17 protein-coding genes are annotated in these 20,081 nt (G+C 59.8%); 2 read left to right on the top strand and 15 right to left on the bottom strand.

The window, feature by feature from the left end:
* Positions 1-655: 655 nt before the first annotated feature.
* Together AC3WON_RS06595 and AC3WON_RS06600 are read right to left on the bottom strand one after the other, a co-directional pair.
* Entirely contained in the window at positions 656-784 is a 129-nt protein-coding gene (locus AC3WON_RS06595) for a hypothetical protein (RefSeq protein ID WP_492351427.1), read from the bottom strand.
* On the bottom strand, positions 775-1,104 hold the full coding sequence (locus tag AC3WON_RS06600) for a lysozyme family protein (RefSeq protein ID WP_492351428.1): 330 nt from the start codon (positions 1,102-1,104) through the stop codon (positions 775-777). Before AC3WON_RS06600 ends, AC3WON_RS06595 begins: the two co-directional genes overlap by 10 nt.
* 88 nt (positions 1,105-1,192) lie before the next feature.
* Between AC3WON_RS06600 and AC3WON_RS06605 the strand changes: the two genes are divergently transcribed.
* Positions 1,193-2,281 carry a methyltransferase domain-containing protein gene (locus AC3WON_RS06605; RefSeq protein WP_492351429.1) on the top strand — a complete coding sequence of 363 codons (1,089 nt, stop codon included), beginning with the start codon at positions 1,193-1,195 and terminating at the stop codon, positions 2,279-2,281.
* Between the two features lie 29 nt (positions 2,282-2,310).
* Positions 2,311-2,778, top strand: a complete 468-nt coding sequence (gene tnpA, locus AC3WON_RS06610) for an IS66-like element accessory protein TnpA (RefSeq protein ID WP_492351430.1) — start codon at positions 2,311-2,313, stop codon at positions 2,776-2,778.
* Positions 2,779-3,088: 310 nt separating this feature from the next.
* Here tnpA and AC3WON_RS06615 read toward each other — a convergent pair whose 3' ends face one another.
* From AC3WON_RS06615 to AC3WON_RS06675, 13 genes are all read right to left on the bottom strand, one after another.
* Positions 3,089-3,988 (bottom strand): hypothetical protein, encoded by a 900-nt coding sequence (locus AC3WON_RS06615; RefSeq protein WP_492351431.1) that lies wholly within the window; start codon positions 3,986-3,988, stop codon positions 3,089-3,091.
* The gene (locus AC3WON_RS06620) at positions 3,981-5,027 is read right to left on the bottom strand and encodes a glycosyltransferase family protein (RefSeq protein ID WP_492351432.1); all 1,047 of its coding nucleotides are present in this window, start codon (positions 5,025-5,027) and stop codon (positions 3,981-3,983) included. Before AC3WON_RS06620 ends, AC3WON_RS06615 begins: the two co-directional genes overlap by 8 nt.
* A complete protein-coding gene (locus tag AC3WON_RS06625) occupies positions 5,027-5,668 on the bottom strand; it encodes a histidine phosphatase family protein (protein ID WP_492351433.1) in 642 nt (213 codons plus the stop codon). Before AC3WON_RS06625 ends, AC3WON_RS06620 begins: the two co-directional genes overlap by 1 nt.
* A complete protein-coding gene (locus AC3WON_RS06630; protein ID WP_492351434.1) occupies positions 5,665-6,642 on the bottom strand; it encodes a glycosyltransferase family protein in 978 nt (325 codons plus the stop codon). Before AC3WON_RS06630 ends, AC3WON_RS06625 begins: the two co-directional genes overlap by 4 nt.
* 1 nt (position 6,643) lies before the next feature.
* On the bottom strand, positions 6,644-7,702 hold the full coding sequence (locus AC3WON_RS06635; protein ID WP_492351435.1) for a glycosyltransferase family 4 protein: 1,059 nt from the start codon (positions 7,700-7,702) through the stop codon (positions 6,644-6,646).
* Complete coding sequence (locus AC3WON_RS06640) at positions 7,699-10,239, bottom strand: glycosyltransferase family 4 protein (protein WP_492351436.1); 2,541 nt, start codon at positions 10,237-10,239, stop codon at positions 7,699-7,701. Before AC3WON_RS06640 ends, AC3WON_RS06635 begins: the two co-directional genes overlap by 4 nt.
* An 11-nt stretch (positions 10,240-10,250) precedes the next feature.
* The gene (locus AC3WON_RS06645) at positions 10,251-12,371 is read right to left on the bottom strand and encodes a glycosyltransferase family 2 protein (protein WP_492351437.1); all 2,121 of its coding nucleotides are present in this window, start codon (positions 12,369-12,371) and stop codon (positions 10,251-10,253) included.
* Positions 12,368-13,330: a glycosyltransferase family 4 protein gene (locus AC3WON_RS06650; protein WP_492351438.1), complete on the bottom strand. Its 963-nt coding sequence runs from the start codon at positions 13,328-13,330 to the stop codon at positions 12,368-12,370. The genes AC3WON_RS06645 and AC3WON_RS06650 overlap by 4 nt, the downstream gene beginning before the upstream one ends.
* Before the next feature lie 148 nt (positions 13,331-13,478).
* The gene (locus tag AC3WON_RS06655) at positions 13,479-14,741 is read right to left on the bottom strand and encodes a glycosyltransferase (protein WP_492351439.1); all 1,263 of its coding nucleotides are present in this window, start codon (positions 14,739-14,741) and stop codon (positions 13,479-13,481) included.
* A complete protein-coding gene (locus AC3WON_RS06660) occupies positions 14,738-15,910 on the bottom strand; it encodes a glycosyltransferase (RefSeq protein WP_492351440.1) in 1,173 nt (390 codons plus the stop codon). Before AC3WON_RS06660 ends, AC3WON_RS06655 begins: the two co-directional genes overlap by 4 nt.
* Before the next feature lie 31 nt (positions 15,911-15,941).
* Positions 15,942-17,066 carry a non-hydrolyzing UDP-N-acetylglucosamine 2-epimerase gene (wecB, locus tag AC3WON_RS06665; protein WP_492351441.1) on the bottom strand — a complete coding sequence of 375 codons (1,125 nt, stop codon included), beginning with the start codon at positions 17,064-17,066 and terminating at the stop codon, positions 15,942-15,944.
* Positions 17,063-18,628 carry a polysaccharide deacetylase family protein gene (locus AC3WON_RS06670; protein ID WP_492351442.1) on the bottom strand — a complete coding sequence of 522 codons (1,566 nt, stop codon included), beginning with the start codon at positions 18,626-18,628 and terminating at the stop codon, positions 17,063-17,065. The genes wecB and AC3WON_RS06670 overlap by 4 nt, the downstream gene beginning before the upstream one ends.
* The gene (locus AC3WON_RS06675; protein WP_492351443.1) at positions 18,625-20,004 is read right to left on the bottom strand and encodes a phenylacetate--CoA ligase family protein; all 1,380 of its coding nucleotides are present in this window, start codon (positions 20,002-20,004) and stop codon (positions 18,625-18,627) included. The genes AC3WON_RS06670 and AC3WON_RS06675 overlap by 4 nt, the downstream gene beginning before the upstream one ends.
* Positions 20,005-20,081 lie beyond the last annotated feature (77 nt).

Genomic DNA, 20,081 nt, shown 5'->3' on the forward strand with positions numbered 1-20,081 from the left:
CCTGAAGCGCGGACGCCTGCCGTCTCGCCGTTTCAAATGCATCGCCGAGCGCCAGGTCGACACGGCAATCATGACAGGCGGGAACAATGAATCTTCGATCTCCCGTTGGGCCTTCGCTGATACCGCTCATGCTGCTGTCCGCGCTGGGGTGCAAACACCACAGGATCCTCGCGCTGGTGGCCTGAACCGCCCCCATCTTCGTTGCATATCCGACGCTGTACCCGCCGACACCTTATGCGTCAGCACGGCCCAGATCGAGCCGCCCCAAATGATGGCGTTCGCCACCAGGAGGGGTCAGCTCCCCAGGGTCTTCCTGCGCAGCGTGGCGAAGATCTCCGGGATCTGCTGCATCCCGTTGTTCACGATGGCCAGACCGAACACCGCCGCCGAAGCAACTGCGAGCATGTGCGTGTAACTCCCAGCCACCAGGCCGAACCGCTCCACCGCAACGCCGCCGACAAGGCAGCCGATGCCAAGGCTCCCGATGAACGAGAGCGGGCGCTGCCACCAGTTCCCGGAATGAACCTCAAGGCGATCGCCGAGCCCAGCGCAGCCGCGTCGCCGACTTTCGCCATCACCACGACTTCTTCGTTCATTGTCAGACCCCGTTATCACCCCGCCATGCAGCAGGTACTGTGCCCTGAGGGCTCCGAATTTATTGTTCCCGCTGCCCGTACCCCTCGCCTGGCAGACTCGCCCACTCCTTTCGGCACTTCGCGATGGCATCGGCCAGCCGGCCAGCCTCGATGTCGGCAAGCGCGCCGCGGTGGGTGATCAGGTACACGACGACCTAGTCCTGCGCGGCCGGGCTGAAGTCCGACACGCCACACGCGCTGCTGGCCGAGTCCCAAGTGCGCGTTTTCTTCTTCCCGGGATGGCCACCATGATCTGGTACCGACCCGCGGCGTCGCTCCATCCCCTCCGCGTCATGACTGAGACGCGCGGGTGCTTGTCGTAGCCGTGGAAGAGCGCCCGACCCAGATTGACGCTGTAGCCGTCGTCACTGCCAGGCACAATCGACGTGCCTTCGCAGTAGGCCAGCATGCCCAGGAAGGTGGCCATGTTTCGGCCTCCCGGCAGGTTTGCAGGACTGGTGTATGGCATTCCATGATCCGGAAAAGAAAAGCCCGCGCGAGACGGGGCATGAAAATGTGGCTCCTTGTTCGGCTATACTGCCTAACCCGATATATGGATGGCAACCATGAGCAACGGGCATAACGAAGTCCGCCGCGAAAAGCTTCTCGGTGGTTTAGTCTTGGAGTCGCAGCTTGGCATAGAAATCGGTGCTCTATGCCGACCAATTGTCAGGTCCGGTGACTGCAATGTCATCTATGTTGACCATGCCGATACCCCCACCCTCAAGCGCAAATACAAGGACGACCCCAATGTGGACGTTGAGTCCATTGTCGATGTGGGTGCCGTATGGGGACAAAATACCCTACATGATGCCATCCGCGGCAAATACGTTGACTATGTGGTCGCCTCACACGTCATTGAGCATGTCCCGGACTTGATCGGATGGCTTCGAGAACTTGCTTCCATCTTGAAGCCTACTGGCGAGGTTCGGCTCGCTGTACCAGATATGCGCTTCACTTTCGACCGCCTGAGAAGAGAAACGCAACTCTCCGATGTGCTGCTCAGCTATCTGGTCAAAGCCCGCGTTCCGCAGCCCCACTCAATGCTGGACTTCACATTGAGCGTGATCAAGGATGATTGTGCTGACGTTTGGAGCAATTCGGCTGCCGCTAGGCCGGCCAAGCTGTATAGCTACTCTGATGCAATCTCGCTTGCGATGGACATAATGGAGAACGGCCATTATCACGACATCCACTGCTGGGCTTTCACTCCCGCATCCTTCGCACAACTCATGGCGCAAATAGCCGACGCCGGCTTGATCGACTTTGCATGCGAAGGTTTTCAGGATACGGCACTTGACCAAAACGAATTTTTCGTCACGCTGCGCCGTTCAGAAAACCCTTCCTACATCGCGAACACCTGGCGAGAAATGCAGAATGCAGCTATTAAGGCCGGCCCCGGGATGCAACTTTGGAAACTGCGGCGCGCCATTGGTGCACGCCTCCGGAATTTCGTCCCACGTCGCACTCCTGGTGTACCTAGCGAGATGGATGCCTCGCATGTGCTCAGCGTTTCGTCTTACTTTGACGTTGCCGCATATTACGAGGCGAATCCCGACGTTCTGGCTGCTGGCGTTGATGCCGCAGCACATTATCAATACCACGGGTGGCGCGAAGGGAGACCCCTATCACCAGTAGCGCTCTGACAGACTTCAATCATGCGGCGTGCGAGGCGGTGCGAGTCCGCTCCAATGGGAAGCGCGACTACGAGCCTGCGGCCAAGCGGCGTCTGATTGAGTTTTATCTTCAATCGGGAGCATCGGTTTCGGGCACAGCGCTCAAGGCTGGTATCAACGCGAACCAGTTGCGCAAATGGATTCGGGAGTACCGAGATTCAGCGCAGGCGCGAGGTGCGTTGCCGGCATTCGTGCCGGTTGTCCACGAGCTTCAGGAGTCGCGGCCAAGCGAGACACGTGCAAAGGGTGTGGTGCCCTGTCACGAAGCGGCATCAGCGACTGGCGATCTGCCACCGCAGCGAGCGCAACCGCTGGCGCTCTTGAGCGCAAAGCTGCCCAACGGGGTATCACTCGAACTCGAATGCAGCGAGCGAGACGTTGGGCTCGCAAAGGCAATGATCGAAGCCCTGAGTGGAGACCGTTTGATGTTCCGGCTCGACGCTGGGCTGCGGGTGTACCTGCGCTGAACTCGAAGGAGAATGGCTTCCGCCCGGTGTCGACATTCTGTCCTACTAGTCCATCGCATCATTGAAATAGTTCGCACCAAAATTCACCGGGGACAGAGCTTGGCCGGATCACAACGCCGTTCGGACTCGTCTCTTTTGCGAATAGCCAGACCCGAATTGCGAATTGCAGGAGCTAGGGACTAAGCTCGAGCAGGCTGATATCCAGTTAGCAGGACATCTCGCCCAACCAGCGTAAGATAATGCATATTATCTGCCTTTACCCACCTTCTCCATTGTGGGCGGGTGCGGCACCTGATGCCCGCGAAGATGATCAGATCTTTCGCCCGGTATGAGGATGTGGCACTAACGAGTAAAGGTCAAAGAAATGCTGCTGCCATAGCGCGCACATCGCATCCATCTGCCGGAGTAGATCGCCGTCGAATGGCTTGCCCGAGGCATCTGCGATCTCAATGGGATAACGCATATACCGGACGATGACACGTTCGAACTCATCTACGCAATGAGCAAGCACGTCGTCGAACTCGATCGGCATGGCACTCGCGTTGCATTCGGGATGAAGCGACAGAAATGTGCTGAACAGGCGCTCGATGATGAACGGCAGCAGTGGCGCCGGATCAGTGTGCGTGGTATCGCGCATCACGGCCTGTGCGACGGGATCATCAGGTGCGTCTTCCAGGAACTCCGCGATAGGAACGAGAACCCCGCCTACGTAACGCTCCCAGAACTCGGGCGAGCCTGCCCAGAAATTGCAGTAAGCAAGCGTTGCTTGACCGTGACGCGGCACGCTGGAAAGCCGCCAGCCAATGCCAACCTTGTCAAGCAGTGCCTGTGCGGCTGCGCCCAGGCCTGGATGTGCGTGCTCCCCCTGCATCCACACGTTATAGGACCAATAAGCGAGCTGGGGAAATGGATTGACGAAACTGACGTCATCTCCCCCATGGGCTTGGACGAATGCGACAAATGACTCAAGACCAACGCGCGACTTGAGGCCGAACTTTGGCGAAATGAGCCCTGTCGCTGCGTGCCTTCGATGAATGCCCTGCTTGTACATCGATACAAGAATTGCAAATTCGCGCCAGTCCGGCCGTGAGTTGTCACGCATCTCCAGCGGGATTAACAAGTCACTCGACGAAGCCTGATCCGGTCGATAGAGCGGCTCGTATAGTCCGACCTGGCCGGCGCTCGCCGCCATGGATTGATACTCAACCATTCCCTAGCAAAGCAAGAAGAATCTCAGCGCTGCGACTGATGTGGTGTGAACGGCAGATATCGTCGAACGCCTCGCCCCGGATCCTGTTGCGCAGGCTCGCGTCAGCGGCCATCCGCTCCATCGCATCGAGCCAGCTCTCGTAGGTATTGTCGACCAGCAGGCCTGTTTCGCCGTCTTTGACACAGTCTTCATAGATCGGGCTGCGCGAATAGATGCCAGGCACCCGAGCCGTGCCATAGTTCAGGTACTTGAACGGATTCTTGCAGCTATTGAAGAACAGGCTGTCAGGGTCTTCCGCCCCTCCAAGCGGGGTGATCGAGAATACGTAGCCACCCGCGATCAGCGCCTGCACGTAGTCCGGATATTGCTTTCGACTTGTGTAGTGCAGAAATGGAAGCGAGAAGATCTCGGGGAACGGATCTCCGTAGAAATCAAGCAAGTAGTCCGGATGCTGATGGAAGAAGTCTTGCAGCACGCGCAACAGCACGGCCTTGCTATTGTTGACTTTGATCAGGTCCGCGTTGGTGAATACGATACGTGGCGGCTGCAACTCTCGGACGGCACCCGCGTGGTTCTCCGCAATATACTTCTCGACGTACATGCCGTTCGGCATCAGGATCGGTTGAGCGCAATACTCTCCGATGTGATCGAGCAAATTCTGATTGGCCACCGTCACTACATCCGCCAGTGACATCAACTCGCGGATACCGTCGAGTTGTTTAGCAACCTTGGTCGCGTTGCTGTACGACGGGAACGAGAAAATCCAGTCGTCAACATCATAGACAATGCGTACTCCTCTCTCCCGTGCACGGCGCGCCACGGCAACGGCCGCCGGCGAACTGTGTTTGCTCAGGGTCAGCGCATCGGCCCATTCGAGTGCGGAATCGACTCGCTCATGATTCTCTGCGATCGCGGCGAATGTCAGCTTACCCTGGTCGGCAAGGTAGTCAAGCGTCTCAGTCATCCGCGCCTCAACCGATAGCGAGAGCGCATCGGCGGCGACATGGGATACGCGCTGTAGCGCAAGGACTTTCATCATTAGTCTTTCCTCGCACTGTTCATGGACGTGGAAGCCAGCGCTTCAGGCGGCATCAATGAGAACCCACGCAGCACCGGCAAGTCGGAACCCACGTCCCAGTCCAGTATGGTGAGGCTCGCATGAGCCGGCAGTAATGCCGGAAATCTCTCCATCCCAATCGAAAGAGCCTGCTGGAGCAAGCAGGCGATTGGCCCGGAGTGCGAGACGACCGCGATCTCGCTTGCTGCGGTATCGGATATGCCCAGCACGTGCAATGAATGAAGCCAGTCAAGCACCCGCTCATTCAAGGTGGCATGCGACTCGCCACCCGGATAGGCATTGCGATAGTCCGAGTAGAAATCGGGATAGTCGTGCAAAAAACTCTCAAGTGGCGCGTTGGCAACCGCTCCGGCGTCGGTTTCGCCGAGCCGGGTATCGATCTCCCACTCGGCCGTCGGGAACAGAAGCCTTGCGGTTTCTTGCGCACGCCTCCACTGACTAGTCAGGAAGCGGTCGGGGCAAATCGCAGCGGCCTCGATCCATGGCGCCATTGCGCGCGCCTGATTCACGCCCTGGGCAGACAAGGGGTCGTCCGGCGTACCCGTCACGCGCCGCGCGATATTGGCTTCAGACAGGCCGTGTCGGAACAAATAAAGCCTCATGACGCCTCAACTACCTCGTTGAAAACATCCAGCAACGGTACGATTGCCGCAGGCAGGCAGTGCCGGCGAAGATGCTCGCGTTGCGCCTCGTATTGTGCGGGAGCACGAATGACGGCCTCAACGCCCTCGCGGATTGACTCGGTCGAGTCAGGATCCACCAATTGAGCAAAGCTGTCGAAATGCTCACGCGCCCAGTCTGAGTTGCTCAGCACCAGCCGGCAACCCGACAGGCCCGCAGCTATTGCGGACAGTCCCGGCGGCTCTTTGGACACTTCGACATAAAAACTACATTCCTGCAGCGCGGCCCGCATCACCTCGGATCGGTAAGGCAATCCGTCAATAAACAGAAAATTCGATGGGCTTTCGCGCCGGCAGGCGTTGTAGTACTCACGGTCTCGATAGCGTCCGACGAACACAAGTGGCATGCCACAGTCCCGAAGCGCGCGTATAGCGGTTAGCTGGTTCTTAGAAGGCTCAATCACACCAAACCAGATGCCATACCTATCAAGTCCGTACATTGTGCGGAATAGTCGGTCCGGCGCATTCTTGGAAAAGATCTCGTCGACACCCGCCGGTACAAAGCGAATCTTCCCCTCTGGCACCGCATAGCGCGAGCAGAAATGCTCCTTCTCCGCGATCGATTTGAAAACGATGACACTGGCAAGCGCAACATGTTCAGCAATCAAACCGCTTGATGGAGGATGCAGCTCGTCAGCCCATAGGTTTGGCCACAGGACAATCGGCTTACCCGCAGCAGCCACGGAACGGAGCAGCTCAAGCCCTCCGCCATGTACGGAGAAATGCAGTACGACGTCATAGCGGTCGAGCGACTGCGAAAATGGACCGTATATGTCAGCGATATAGCCCTGCTTTTTCAAACTGTCGACCAGGCTCACTATCTCGAATTCGCCTCCACCCCGGACAAGAAAGGCGGAGTGGTACGTCGTGACCAGTATCTTGGGGGGGGAATTCATCTTAAGCTCGTTGCCCAATTGTGTTCAAGAGCGTGGACCAGCGCTCGTGGTTACAAGTATTCAGAATCGACTCGGCACGCACCCGCGCTTGTCGTCGCAACTCGTGCCATGCTTGCTCATGTCCTCGTACCGCCAGGATCGATCCTGCAATCTGCGCCGGCGTCGTCTCGACACCCGCAACCAGACCTGTGTCGCCCACAACCTCGGCTGCTGCATGCCCTGCCCTCACGACCGCGGGGATGCCCCGGTACATCGCCTCAAGCGCTGGTATGCAAAATCCTTCATGGCGGCTCATCGAAAGCAGCAACGAAGCGCGGTCATAGTTTGACAAGAGATCGGCATCATCGACCATGCCGGTAAAATCGATCCGCACCAGCACACCAAGCTCACGAGCACGCTTGAGCAAGAACTTACTGTAGTCATGATTTGGCATACTGCCGACGATTGTCATCGTCGCATCCACCCCGCCAGCGACTACTTCAGCAAGCACTTCGATAGCATCCTCCACTCGCTTGTGTGGCACCACGCGACCAAGCACAAGCATATTGAACGCCATCGAGTCGTGGCTCCCTGTTGTGTTGGATGCGAATGCCGGGAGACTCGCAAAGACGGGAGGAATGACAGCCACGTTCGACACATCGACAAATGGTGCCAGGTCTTGGGCCACGTACTTCGAGTTGGCGACAATGGCATCAAATCTTGCCAGGTGCGGCAGTTGCGCAAGGCCTTGTTCGCAAAGTTCGGCAGTCGCTGGCTCGAACTCACGCAGTAGCGCCGGATTGGTAACGCCATGAAAATAGCAGATCTTCCGGCACGGCAACGCCAGTAGTCGATCGAGGACCGGGTCAACAATCGAGTAGCTGACGAACAGGAGGTCCTCGGCCGTAGCCTCGGAAAACAGCAATTCAATCGGCTGCACCGCCATTGTCGACGCGTCGAAGCGCTGGGCGTACGTTCGTGAGTTCCACCCAAACTGCGAAGCAATCGCGGCCAACCCAAGGCAGTGATTGCCGACGGCGTCCCCTTCGAAAATATCCGGTGCACAGATCAGTAGTCTCATCGCTCGCCAGCCCCTTGGTCGAACTCAGCCAGGCGCTGCCGGTAGGCGCGCGCCACTGCCGCCATTGAATAGTCGCGCTCGATGCGTTCGCGGCCCGCTGCTGCGATACGCTTGCGCAGCGCAGCATCACCGAAGACCCGGACCAGTTGGCCGGCGGCCAGCGAGACATCGGGATCGCACCAGTACTGGCCCTCGTGGAACAAGTATTCACCGGGCCGCAGCGGCACCAGTTCACCGTCCACAAGGAATGCCGTTTCCGGGTCGCAGAAATCCACATTGCCGGAGAAGTTCGTTGCCACCACCGGCTGCCCCAATGCCATCGCTTCCGCGATCACGCGGCCAAAACCCTCACTGCGGTGCAGCGAGATATAGGCATCGCAGCACGCCATGAAATCGATCGTGTCCTGGCGGTTGAGCCGTTCCGACACGATATGGATCCGCGCATCCTGCGCAGCCATCTCGCACACCTGGCGCCAGGTCGGGTCATCTTCCCTGACGTTCATGGCCTTGATAACCAGCCCCACGCCGGCGCGGTCGCCGCCAAAGGCCTGTTTGAACGCATGCACGCCCGCGACCGGATTTTTGCGGGTCAGCCACGAGTTGCCGTCGAACATCAGGTAGAACAGGAACTGGTCGTGTGGCAAGCCGAAGCGTGCGCGGTCAATGGCGCGCGGCTCCGGAATGACCACGGCCATCGGCATGTGGCGAACCTTCGTCTTGCCCAGCCTCGCGTAGACTGCCTCGACAAACCGGCTTTGCGCCCAGATCTCATCAACGAACTCGTAGGCACGGCCGAACGCGCTCGGCCAATGAGGCAGCTCCCACGGCCACGCACCGATCTTGTACGTTTCAGCCTCGAGCATCCTGCGCCCGCCCTCGAGGGCCATGCGCACCATTTCCGGAGGGGGCAGGCAAAACACGCTGACGTCGTAGACGAGGTCGCCGCGGATCAGGTGATCGAGCGAATGCTCGAGACGAGCCGGGCCGTTCATCGGCGCATTGACCAGGGCGACCTCGGCGCCGGCGAGCTGGAAGGCCTGGGCGGCCATTCTGGCATCTTCACCTAGTCCCAGGACGCCTTGCGGGAACCCGACGATGTTAATGCCACGCGGACGCGCCAACGGCGCGCCGCCAGTCGAATCCGACACAACGCGGGCCCTGCGCTCTCCCGCGGGCAGCTCGACGCGCAGCTGCCGCAGAAATCCGATCGACTCCCTGCCCCGGTCTTGCCACCACGCCACCAGCGCCGTCGCGCCCGCCTCCGTCGAGAGATCGTACCGGTCGCGCAGGTCCTGGCGTTCCGCGTAGAGCGCGCGCAGAAAGTGCGGCAGCGCGACCGGCTGGCCCGGCACGTCCGCCACGTCGACCAGTTCCTCCCAGCTTTCGTCCAGCGGCCAATGCAGCCTGCTGTACTCGTCCCTGCCATGGAAGGTCCACCATTCCATCGCGCCAAGTCGCCCGCCGAAGGTATCGACATTGAACAGGGCATGGAGATCGGGACGGCCGTCGATGATCGGCCGCAGGAAATACGGCGCGCCGAACAGGCCGTGCCGCCTGCCATCGTCGAGCTCGCTCAGGTGGCCGAACGTACGCGAGGTCGGCCAGATCAACCCGGTGTACTGCTTCTTGCCGTGCTCGTCCCACCACTGCATGGCCGCGAGTCGGCCCGAGAACGTCTCAGTGTCGATGAACGCGGCGAGGTCCGGGCGGCTCGCGACAAGCGGCGCCAGGAAGCGCGGGACATCGATCGGCAGGCCGAGATCGTTGCTGACCAGCTCGTTCAGGTGCTGGTACGTTGGCGCCGTATGCCACACTAGGCGCGGATACTGGTGCCTGCCCGCTGAAGCCCACCAGCCGAGCGCCCCGAAGCGGCCATCGAAGGTATCCAGATCGAGCTTGTCCTTCAGGTCCCCGCGGCTCGCTATCAGCGGTCGCAGGAAACATGGCAGCGCAATGCCCAGCACACCGCCGTCGTCGACCAGCGCGTCAAGCTGGTCGTAGACGTTGCGCGGCGACCATCTCGTTCTCGGATAGTCATACTGCCCGTGCGTCTCCCACCAAGACACTAGCGAAAGCTGCCCCTCAAACGTAGCAGGATCGAAATGCGCGAGTAGATCGCGCCGCTTGACGAGCAGCGCGTCCATGAAGCGCGGCAGGCACGCGTTAGTCGGCCCAACCGATGCGCCATCCGACAGCAATGCCGCGAGCAGCGCGCGCTCGTCGAGAATGTCGACCGCATTGCCTGCCATCCAGGCCGCCACCACGCGCGGGTATTTCGTGATCAGGGTCTCGCTGTCCAGCTGGCCGGCGTAGGCGACATCCTCTTCGCGAAGCACCCACTCGAAGTCGGGGTAGTCGCGGTAGCCGTGCGCGCGCCACCAGAAGTACAGTTCCATGCGCCCTTCGAGCGATCCGTGATCGAACGACGAAAGATCGGCTCGGAACTTCAGCAGGAAATAGATCGCGTTCGGGAGGGCAAACGGTACACTCGGGGACGGGTGCCGCCGCTCGGTGGCCCAGTCGGTAATCAAATGCATAGAGACTGGCCTTATTTCGTGATCCGCGGACTCATCGTCAACGCGAAGTCGGTCGTATCGAGCGTCAGGTTCGGGGAATAGAACGGGTCGCAAAGCAGGGCGTCGCCCCAGCGGTCCCTGACAAATTCCATTTCGCTGCCGAAGCGTGCAATCTTCTCGGGCGTGTCCTCGTATCCACGGGAAGCGGATTCGTGGTGATACAGCTCGGCAAACGGCGTCCACACATTGCGATAGCCCGCCTCGCGTACGCGCAGGCAGAAATCGACGTCGTTGAAGGCTACCACCAGCTTCTCGTCGAGACCGCCGACTTCGCGATAGATGCTGGTGCGGATCAACAGGCAGGCCGCTGTGACGGCACTCAGCGTATTGCGCAGCAGCGCGCGGCTGAAGTAGCCCGGATCATGGCGCTCGACATGCTTGTAGGCATGGCCGGCGATGCCCCCGATTCCCACGATCACCCCCGCGTGCTGCACGGTATCGTCCGGATAGAGCAGCTTGGCCCCCACGGCACCGACGTTGTCCTGCAGCGCGATCGACACGAGTTCGCCCAACCATTCGGGCGTGATGACCTCGATATCGTTATTGAGCAGGCAGACGAAATCGGCTTGACTCGCCAGCGCCACGCGGTTGTTCAACGCCGAGTAGTTAAACGGCGAATCGTCGCGCACGACACGAATGCGCGAATCTTCCGCATAGCTCGCGAACAGCTCAAAGGTCTCGGGCTTCTCGGATCCATTATCGATGATCGTGACGAGGTAGTTATCGTAGGTCGTCCGGTTCGTGATGGAATCGACACACTGCTTTACGAGCGCTGCGCCATCCCGCGTCGGCACGATAATTTCCACCAGCGGAAGCGCCTTCGGCAGAGCGTACGAGATCCGCTGGAAGATCGGTGCCTGATCGGCTGCCTGCACCGTCGCCGCAACCCCGCGGCGCTCGAGGTGCGCCTCGATCGCCCGGCTCGCCGCCGTCAACGCGTAAGGCTTGGCATCGACGCTGGTCGCAGTGCTCTCGGGCAGCATGCGCCAGTGGTAGAGCACACGCGGGATGTGAAAGATCGCGGCATGGCTGGACGCGTCGAGCACGCGCAGCGCGAGATCGTAGTCCTGCGCCCCTTCGAAGCCCTCGCGGAAGCCACCGATCTCGCCGAGCATCGACGTTTTGTAAACGCCGAAGTGGCAGATCATGTTCTGGCCGAGGAATAAGTCGTAATTGAAATCGCACTTGAAGTACGGCCCAAAGCGCTTGCCTTCGAGATCGATCTTGTCCTCATCGCTGTAGATCAGCGCTGCTTCGGGATGCCGTTGGATCAGGTCGCCGACGAAATAGAGCGCGAGCGGATGCAGCAGATCGTCGTGGTCGAGCAGCCCAGTGTATTCGCCCGTGGCCAGCGCGAGCGCGCTGTTGCTCGCCGCGCTGATATGGCCGTTCTCGCCGCGATACGTCACCTTGATGCGCGGATCGCGCGCGGCATACTCGTCAAGGAGCGCTCGCACGCCGGGCTCGCTCGAATTGTCATCGGCAATGCAGAGTTCCCAGTTCGGGTAGACCTGCGCCAGCACGGAGTCGATCGCCTCACGCAGGAATTCCGGCCGGGAGTTGTAGGTCGGCATCACGATGCTGAACAGCGGCTTACGCTCCCACTGGTCGGCCTTACACGCAAGTGTCGTGTAATCGTCCGCCGATGGTTCGTTCAGAGTGATCCAGTTCTCGTAGGTTGGCTCAAGCTCTTCGGCCGGTGCGTCGCCGGGCTCTCCGAACGGCCGCGAATCCTCGAGCACTTCGAGCGAGAAACCCTCTAACGAGAAACGTCCTGGGCAAGCCAAGGGATCAAACCGAACGCCAGCGAGCGAATAGGGGAACGAGACCTCCTGGACAAGGTCACCGTTGGTGCCGGTGTGCATCCAGACCGCCCCCTGCTCTGACAAGCCCTTGCCCTTGTCAAGGTAGAGCATGCATGGCGTCTTCGGCAGACCATCCGTCACGAGCCGAAATGTGAATCTGGCGGTGCGGCCCCGCATGTGCTCCCATCCAACGATCGCGAACTGGGGATCACCTGACGTCGCAGTCCATTGGTAGAGCGGGTTCGACGACCGCTCGACATTGTTCAGTGCTTGCAGTTCGAGTTTCATTTCTGGATCAAGGAGCTGTAGATATCTTTGAGCGGTTCAATCACGGTCTGCCAGTCAAACTGGCGCCTGACACGGCCAGGCTCAGTGGCCAAGGCAACACGAATCGCCTCGACAATGCTGTCGACGCAGGAAGGGTCGAGATACGCCACCCCCCCCCCAAAATACTCACGCGTGGAGCCCACCTCAGTCACGGCGATGCGACATCCCGCAGCATATGATTCGAGGGCAGCGAGACCGGGCGTTTCTAGGGTACTTGGCAGGCAAAACACATCACATGCCGCATAGGCCGAGCGCAACAGCAGGGAATCATGTGGGAGGGGGCCCAGATAGGCCACCTGGTTGCCGCCCTCCTCCAGGCATTGGCGCGCGTAGGCCGGATCGCGCTGGTGGCCAATCAGAACGAGCTTGCGCTCGGGGAAAGCTTTCATCGCCCGCACCAGCGAAAGCTGGTTCTTGCGCGGCTCAATGTTCCCGACATTGAGCACAAAATCGCCGCCTATTTCGAAATGTTCGCGGAACAGATCAGGCGAAACCGCCTCATAGAACATCGGCTCTACACCATTGAGCACCGAGACGAAGCGCTCGCGGGGCTGGTCGAATACGCGCGCGAGCGTGTCGCATTCAATCTCCGAGTTCGCGATGACACGATCGGCCAGCGAAAACTGGTGTGCTATCTCGGCCATCGGATACAGGTGTGCGGTTTCTTCAGTAACCCACAAGCTGGACGATACGACCAGGGGCAAGCCCAGTTGCCGGACGAAATTGCAGTAGTGGACCGAACCACCCACGCACGAAAAGAAATGAACCAGTTCGTGATCGAGGAAGCGTGGATTCCAAAGGTCAAACAGCGTGACGTCGATACCGAATCGCGAAAGATAGCGTTGGTACGCCAGCAACTGGATCTCCCCACCGCCGGGGGTGTGGAATGCCATTGGATAGGTAGAAAATAGTGCCTTCATTCGCAGTACTCTTCACTACAGTCCGCGACCACGCGGGTCACGCGTTATTCATTGCGCCGTGCGTGCCGCCGGCCACCGTCAGTCAGAGCAACCTCCACGCCCGCCGTCGACATCACAGTCGGGCTTGCCAATTGTTCGGCATTCCCGATCAACACGAGCCTTCCGTCGCGCCTGCTCCAGTGACCCTGTGCGCAGCGTAATGCGTCTGAGCGACCTCCTGGTACAGATCGTCATAAGCCTTGCCAAGCGCGGTGCCCGAAAACAAGCGCAAATACCGTTCACGCGCGGCCTTGCCCATCCTCGTAGCAAGTGCCGAATCAGCCAGTAATTGGCGAAGCGCTGCGGCCATCTCTGTTGGCGCCTCAGGCGGAACCACGAAGCCGGTCACACCGTGCTCGTTCACGAACGATGTGCCACTGCCAATTTCACAACAGACCATTGGCTTGCCGAACATTGCGGCTTCGACCAGCACCATGCCGAATGCCTCCGATCGGAGATGCGACGGGAGCACAAGCGCGCGGCAGCGACGTAATAGTGCGACCTTCTCTGCGTCGGAAACCTGACCGGCAAACACAACCCGGTCAGCGCGATGCTTCACAGCCAGCGCCCTCAGGCTTTCCATCTCAGGGCCGGATCCTGCGATCACGATCGTTGCCGGTACATCACCTGCAGCCTCAATCAGTGTGTGCAGGCCCTTGTAATAGCGGAGCACGCCGAGCGCCAGGAAGATTGGAGCACCGGCGCAATCATCATCCAGGCCAAAGCGCGCAAGCAGCGCCGCGTCGTTCGATGTCGGCGTCGCGCTGGCGTAGTCCCCGATACCCAGCGGAATCGAATGCAGCCGCCGCTTGTTCACCATCGTTCTGAGTACCGGACTCGTGTGTGCATACGTCGGGGACGTCGCAACTACCGCATCCATTGAGTCAAGCATTCGCTGCATTAGCGGCTTGTACAGCATTCCCAGATAGCGCTGCCGAACAATATCCGAATGATAGGTCATCACCGCCGGCTTGTTCCTTCGACCCAGCATGCGCAGCACGTCGCCGAATGGCCACGGGAAATGAAAGTGAAGCACATCAGCCCAACGCTCGAGCGCGCGAAAGCGGAGAAGGGACTGGGGTCCACCGAGATCGCAAGAAGCCGGCTCCGCCCACGACCTGGTACGAACGACCTGAGCCTCAGGCAAACTCACGACTTCCGGCTCTGGCGTCGGCGACAGCGTGAATATCCGCGATTCGATTCCGCGCTCAGAGCAAGACAGCGCAATCTGCCGAATAGCTTCCTGAAGGCCACCCGGCGGATCAGGAAAGTAAGTGCGATAGATATGCAGCACGCGAAGCGGCTTCACGCCGCCGCCGTCAGCACTGGTAGCGCATCCAGGGGGATATACAGGCAATCGCATATCGTTCATGCGCGTGCCTCCAGGCTGCGAACCGTATCCAGCATCTTGGTGGTACGTGCTTCCCAGGTATTGTCGCCAACGAAACGGCATGCCTCGTCACGACTCAGCTTGCCGCGCGCGAGCTGTTTCTCGATTGCAGCGACAAAGCTGTCGGCGTCAGCGCCGACCTCGAGGCCGTCCGAATGTGCCTCGGTAAACGCGAGCGGCGTAGATACGACCGGCAGGCCGGCTGCAAGGTACTCAAAAAACTTCATCGGGAACATGGACTTCGTGTAGTCGTTGAGCAATGTCGGCAGCAAACCGACGCACATGGCCCGAAGGTAGTCCGGCAACTGAGCATAGCTGCGGTAGCCCAGGAAATGCACATTGGACAATTGTGCAAGTTCAGCGACCGGCTTACTCCGCTGACCCTCGCGCTCCTCGCCGATGAATACCCACTGCCAGTCTGGGCGCGCGCGTGCTGCCGCAAGCAGCAGACCGAAGTCAACCTTGAAATCAGACAACACACCATGGTAGACGACGCGCGGCTCGGGGATCGCGGCCAGTTCCGGTGGCAACTGTCCTGGCTCAAGTGCCTGACCGAAGTGGCGATCATCCACGACATTAGCAAGAAAGTACGTGTTCGGATTGAATGACTGACAACGTTCTTTGAGCGACATTGCCGTGGCGAACACTACATCGCACTCGGCCAGCAGCCGCCGCTCTGCCATGTTGAATGCCTCCACATCGACACCAGGAACTGCGGCCAGGTCATCAACACAGTGATAAACCAGCGCACCGCGTTCCAGGCTGTCGACGGCATCCATCATGAACGGGTGATACGTCCAAACCAGCGGTTTGTGAATACCGCGCGCGCGCGCAAAGCGGCTGATGCCGCTGCGCAGCAATGCCTGATTGAAACGTCGGACCAGCGGCCAGTGGTGAAGGGCGGGCACGACCAGGGGCGAGAACACCCATATATTGGTATCGCGCCTGGGAGCGCCAAGCAGCACTGACTGCATGCCACGCCAGAGCCGGCGCCAGAGTCGGCCCCAGTCGCGCTGGCTCGCCATGCGTGGTGCACGCAGCCCAACGCTCTCCACATAGAGAACACGCCAGCCCATGCGGGCAAGGACGCGCGCCGTATGCTGCTTGTTAGTCCAATACGGCTCGTCCCAGTCTGCGGTAGAAAACAGCACGCAATCGCCAACGGCGCCAGACACTTGATGGCTACCCAAGGAACGCCTCCATTGGCTCGCCAGTCAGGCTCGCCACAATCCGCTCCGCAGCGCGGCCGTCGCCATAGGGATTGCTTCTGGCAGCCAGAGCCTCCCGGCGTGTGGGTTCTTCCAGCCAGCGAATCACTTCCTGCTCTATGTTGATATCGGAACGCCCGGCCAATGTGGCATAGCCGGCATCGATGCCTTCCATTCGCTCTGTCACATCACGCATGACGACAGTAGGCACGCCAAACGTGGGAGCCTCCTCCTGGATCCCACCAGAATCACTGACGACCAGCACACTGCGGCTGATCAGATAGAGACTGGTCGGGTAGTCGACCGGCTCAAGCAAAACAAGATTCGCGATGCCCGACAACTCTTCGAGAACCGGCTTCCGAACTTTTGGATTCAGATGGACCGGGAAGACCCACTGATATTCCGGATACCGGGCACAGAGGCGCCTGAGCATCCGGCAAATAGCAAGCAACACCTCGCCATGATTCTCCCGACGATGGCAAGTGACGAGAATCTGGGGCGCTCCATCCTTCAGTGCGGCAAGCTCCGCCGGCACCGACGGCGGGGCTTCGTTCCAACTCTGCCGCACTGCATTGATAGCATCAACAACTGTATTGCCGGTCACGACAATCGCATCATCGCGAACACCTTCGCTGAGAAGGCTCGCGCGTGCGCGTGCAGTCGGCGCGAAATGCCGAGTAGCAATGCGGCCAAGCAGACTCCGATTTGCCTCCTCCGGAAATGGGCTCGCAAGATCGCCTGTGCGCAAGCCCGCCTCCACATGCCCGATCTTGATCCCGCGATGGAAAGCTGCCAAGCCCGCGCACAGCGCTGTAGTCGTGTCCCCCTGCACGAGCACCCAGTCTGGCTGCTCCACCTCAAATGCCTCGTCGAACTGCGCTATCAGACGTGCTGTCAGCGCATTCAGCGACTGACCTGGAACCATTGCGTCGTACCGCAGGTCCGGCTTGAGCGAAAAAAACGACATGGCGTGCTCAAGCATCTCGCGATGCTGGCCGCTGCTACAAACAACGGTATCCACTAGCGGCCGCAGAGCGGTGATAACTGGGGCCAGCTTGATGACTTCCGGGCGCGTACCCATGACGACCAAGACCTTCATGACAAGCACAACTCCTTTGATACCGGCAAACGGTGGCCCTTGTATTCAACCGCGAAGCCGAGGGCACCGACATGCACCGGTGCCGCCGCGATCCTGTAGCCATCGCCTCCAGCTACGACTTGCGTCAACGACTTGGCGCGCACGAAGTCCATGGCGATATCCTCATTCATGAAGAGCGGCTTGTCGCTCGACTGGCGGATATAGGCGACTAGCGCACGATGTGCGTCGATCCGGCTCCGCTCATCCTGCCAACCATAGGCGTAACGCTCGGAAAACGGGTGATCAAGGTAGCCAAACAGTGTGCCGGTGTCCCGAGCAACATCAAACGCCTGCTTGAAGATCGCCAGTGGATCGCCTTCTGCCAGCATGCATTCGCCGTGCAGCATGCATTGCTGACTATGTCCGATGAAACCGGCCGGCAACCCGGCAAGTTCCCCGCCGCGCGCGAGAACGAATTCGGGATCATTGCGGATGATGCCACCGATGCAACCTTGGTAGCCTATGTCGGCCAGGGCATGAAGCGCATAGCCTGGCGACTGGTGAAACGGCGAAACGGCGTAGCGCACGTGGCATCCTGTTGCCTCACGGAGACGGATGACGGACTGTGAGCCTTCCTGCAAAGCAGCCTCGTAGCTGCCCCCCCAGTTGGGTGCATGTGTGGCCGTGTGCGACAGAAGCGCACCGCCTTGAGCAAGCAACTCGTTAAGCAGCGGAATATTGCGCGCGGCGGCGAGATTACTTGTGTGAACCGCGAGGCTGAATGGGATATCCATGTCACGATATGCGTCCCACAACGGGCGTGCTGATTCCACGTCCTCGTCGCAATCCAAGCGCGATGTGATCGCGGCATCATAGCCCCATGGGATCTCGCTCAGAACTGGTTGGCATGGCAAGGTCTCGGCGCGATGGTTCGCGAGAAATGCCTCAACAATCCGCCATTCGAACGAATCGCAAGGCCCAACTGGACGGTTGAACCACAACACGCTCGCGTCGGCCAACTCTCCGAGTGCGGCATACGAACCGGCACGAACGCCATCGACAGTAACTGCAGCAATTTCATCGGCGCCTGCGTCCATCGCGCGAGACACGGCCCAGGGCGAACCATCAGCCCGGATCGCGCCGAAGCCAAGGTTATTCCACTCGTCTGTGAAGTCGAATCGCTCGAAGGCCCGTTCCCACTTCGCACCGCCTAGTATGGCGGCACGCTCACCATAGGCGACAACTGCTGGGCTGGCACGCCAGGCGCGGCTTGGCGCCGCCTGGCTCCGGCTCGCTTCAGGTAGCGACGCCGGCCATTCTGCGGATGCCCATCCAAGCCTGTCTGCCAATACAGGGGGAAGCGTGCCGAAAAGAATCAGCTTCCGGCGCCCACCGCGCAGCCAGCCGACCAGTAGATCCCCCCAGGAATCGGGTAAATCGACGGCGGCAAGTATCGGATAGCCGACATCTAGTGCACCGTGTCCGGCCAGGGCAACTTGCGCGCGGCTGACCGATCGGCGCAGGGCCGCGACAACAAGCCGGCCCGCTGTACTCGACGGTTGCGCGAACAATACGCCGATCATCCTGTCACCACGTGCCTGAACTTTGCGCGGCGCCCCACGCGCACGAAGTCATCATGTCCTACGAAGGCGATATCGAACCCCGACGGCCAAAACGCCCTGAGCTTCTGGCGCGTCTCGTCGGGATTCGCCCATGGTTCGAGCACGAGTCGCAGCGTCGGCAACGTCGTACGCAGATCGATCTGGAACTCCTGAATTCCACCAACTCGATGGTCGAGGATGTCCTGAATGTGGTGGGTGGGATAGTCGACGCCGTTGATCGGGACGACATCGTGGATACGGCCTATGATATTTGTCAGAACGAACGCGTCCGGACGCTCTTCAACGGCAGCAAGGTCGCCGGTGGCGTAACGGATCAACGGCATAAGCTTGTTGCGAAAACCGGTGAAAACAAGTTCATGCGCACCATCGGCGTTGTCGGAAAGCGGCCGACTCTCGGGCCAGCCTTCCGACTCGAGGACCTGCAAGCCCTTTCCAGAACCGTTCAATTCATAAGCCATCACTCCCAGCTCGGCCAGGCCGTAACGATCCACTACGCGGCAACGCAATGCCGACGCAATCAGCTCGCGCGCCTTTGGCTCGAGCAACTCACCGCTCGACTCGAACACGGCAAATGTTTTGCCGCCGCCATATCGACGTTGAACATAGGCGGCCAACGCATGGATCGTCGACGGATGCGCGTGCACGAGATAGGGCTTGCGCCGCTTCAGTGTCGTCCAGATCTCCTCCAGGCCGACATCGTCGATACGGTCAAAGAAGATATTGCTGCGATTCATCGCGAAACATTTGAAGTCTTCGCGCGATGGCCATTCGGGAGTTGGATCGTTGGGAAAACGACACGCAAAGTGCAGCTCCGAACGATGGCGCAGCTTGCCGATTGCCTGGCGTGCGAAATACGTTACGGATGACGAATAGTCGGCAGCAGGCTGGTCGTAGAATATCGTGCACGACAGACCAGTAGAACCACCAGTCTTGCAAGCGTGATGACGAAGGCTTTCCAACGGCCTGGAGAGCAGTCGATTGCCCTGTTCGCGGATGATGTCCTTCGTCAGATAGGGAAGTACTTCAAGCTGGCGCGCATCCGTGACCTTTTCGGGATTGAATGAGATCGCTCGGAACAGGTCTCGGTAGTACGGCACCTCGGAGCCGGCAAAGCACAGAATGTCACGCAACCACCCTAGTGCAATGGCGCGACGTTGCGGAAACGGCAATTTGTAGTGATGGCGGAGCTCCGCCACTTTGGCGGTCACGTCACGTCGCTCCATGCGATGGGCGATCGGATAGGCGACATAGCCGCCTACGATGCCTTTGGCCAGCCTCAATGGCTGGTGTGCAAAAAGCGTTTCGCCGTACTGGAGCAAAGGGTGATCAGCTCGCATCTCAATTCAATTGGGCTTCTGCCGCATTGCTGGCGGCCGATGCATGTCGGTCGCCACAATGGGTGATTGTCTTTCCA

It is taken from the genome of Cupriavidus sp. FW305-46, from assembly GCF_058787075.1.

What these genes read in the sequence shown, in the direction of transcription:
- AC3WON_RS06600 (WP_492351428.1), bottom strand. Translation starts at nt 1,104, where the DNA reads ATGCCATACACCAGTCCTGCAAACCTGCCGGGAGGCCGAAACATGGCC.
- AC3WON_RS06605 (WP_492351429.1), top strand. Translation starts at nt 1,193, where the DNA reads ATGGCAACCATGAGCAACGGGCATAACGAAGTCCGCCGCGAAAAGCTT.
- AC3WON_RS06615 (WP_492351431.1), bottom strand. Translation starts at nt 3,988, where the DNA reads ATGGTTGAGTATCAATCCATGGCGGCGAGCGCCGGCCAGGTCGGACTA.
- AC3WON_RS06620 (WP_492351432.1), bottom strand. Translation starts at nt 5,027, where the DNA reads ATGATGAAAGTCCTTGCGCTACAGCGCGTATCCCATGTCGCCGCCGAT.
- AC3WON_RS06625 (WP_492351433.1), bottom strand. Translation starts at nt 5,668, where the DNA reads ATGAGGCTTTATTTGTTCCGACACGGCCTGTCTGAAGCCAATATCGCG.
- AC3WON_RS06630 (WP_492351434.1), bottom strand. Translation starts at nt 6,642, where the DNA reads ATGAATTCCCCCCCCAAGATACTGGTCACGACGTACCACTCCGCCTTT.
- AC3WON_RS06635 (WP_492351435.1), bottom strand. Translation starts at nt 7,702, where the DNA reads ATGAGACTACTGATCTGTGCACCGGATATTTTCGAAGGGGACGCCGTC.
- AC3WON_RS06640 (WP_492351436.1), bottom strand. Translation starts at nt 10,239, where the DNA reads ATGCATTTGATTACCGACTGGGCCACCGAGCGGCGGCACCCGTCCCCG.
- AC3WON_RS06645 (WP_492351437.1), bottom strand. Translation starts at nt 12,371, where the DNA reads ATGAAACTCGAACTGCAAGCACTGAACAATGTCGAGCGGTCGTCGAAC.
- AC3WON_RS06650 (WP_492351438.1), bottom strand. Translation starts at nt 13,330, where the DNA reads ATGAAGGCACTATTTTCTACCTATCCAATGGCATTCCACACCCCCGGC.
- AC3WON_RS06655 (WP_492351439.1), bottom strand. Translation starts at nt 14,741, where the DNA reads ATGAACGATATGCGATTGCCTGTATATCCCCCTGGATGCGCTACCAGT.
- wecB (WP_492351441.1), bottom strand. Translation starts at nt 17,066, where the DNA reads ATGAAGGTCTTGGTCGTCATGGGTACGCGCCCGGAAGTCATCAAGCTG.
- AC3WON_RS06670 (WP_492351442.1), bottom strand. Translation starts at nt 18,628, where the DNA reads ATGATCGGCGTATTGTTCGCGCAACCGTCGAGTACAGCGGGCCGGCTT.
- AC3WON_RS06675 (WP_492351443.1), bottom strand. Translation starts at nt 20,004, where the DNA reads ATGCGAGCTGATCACCCTTTGCTCCAGTACGGCGAAACGCTTTTTGCA.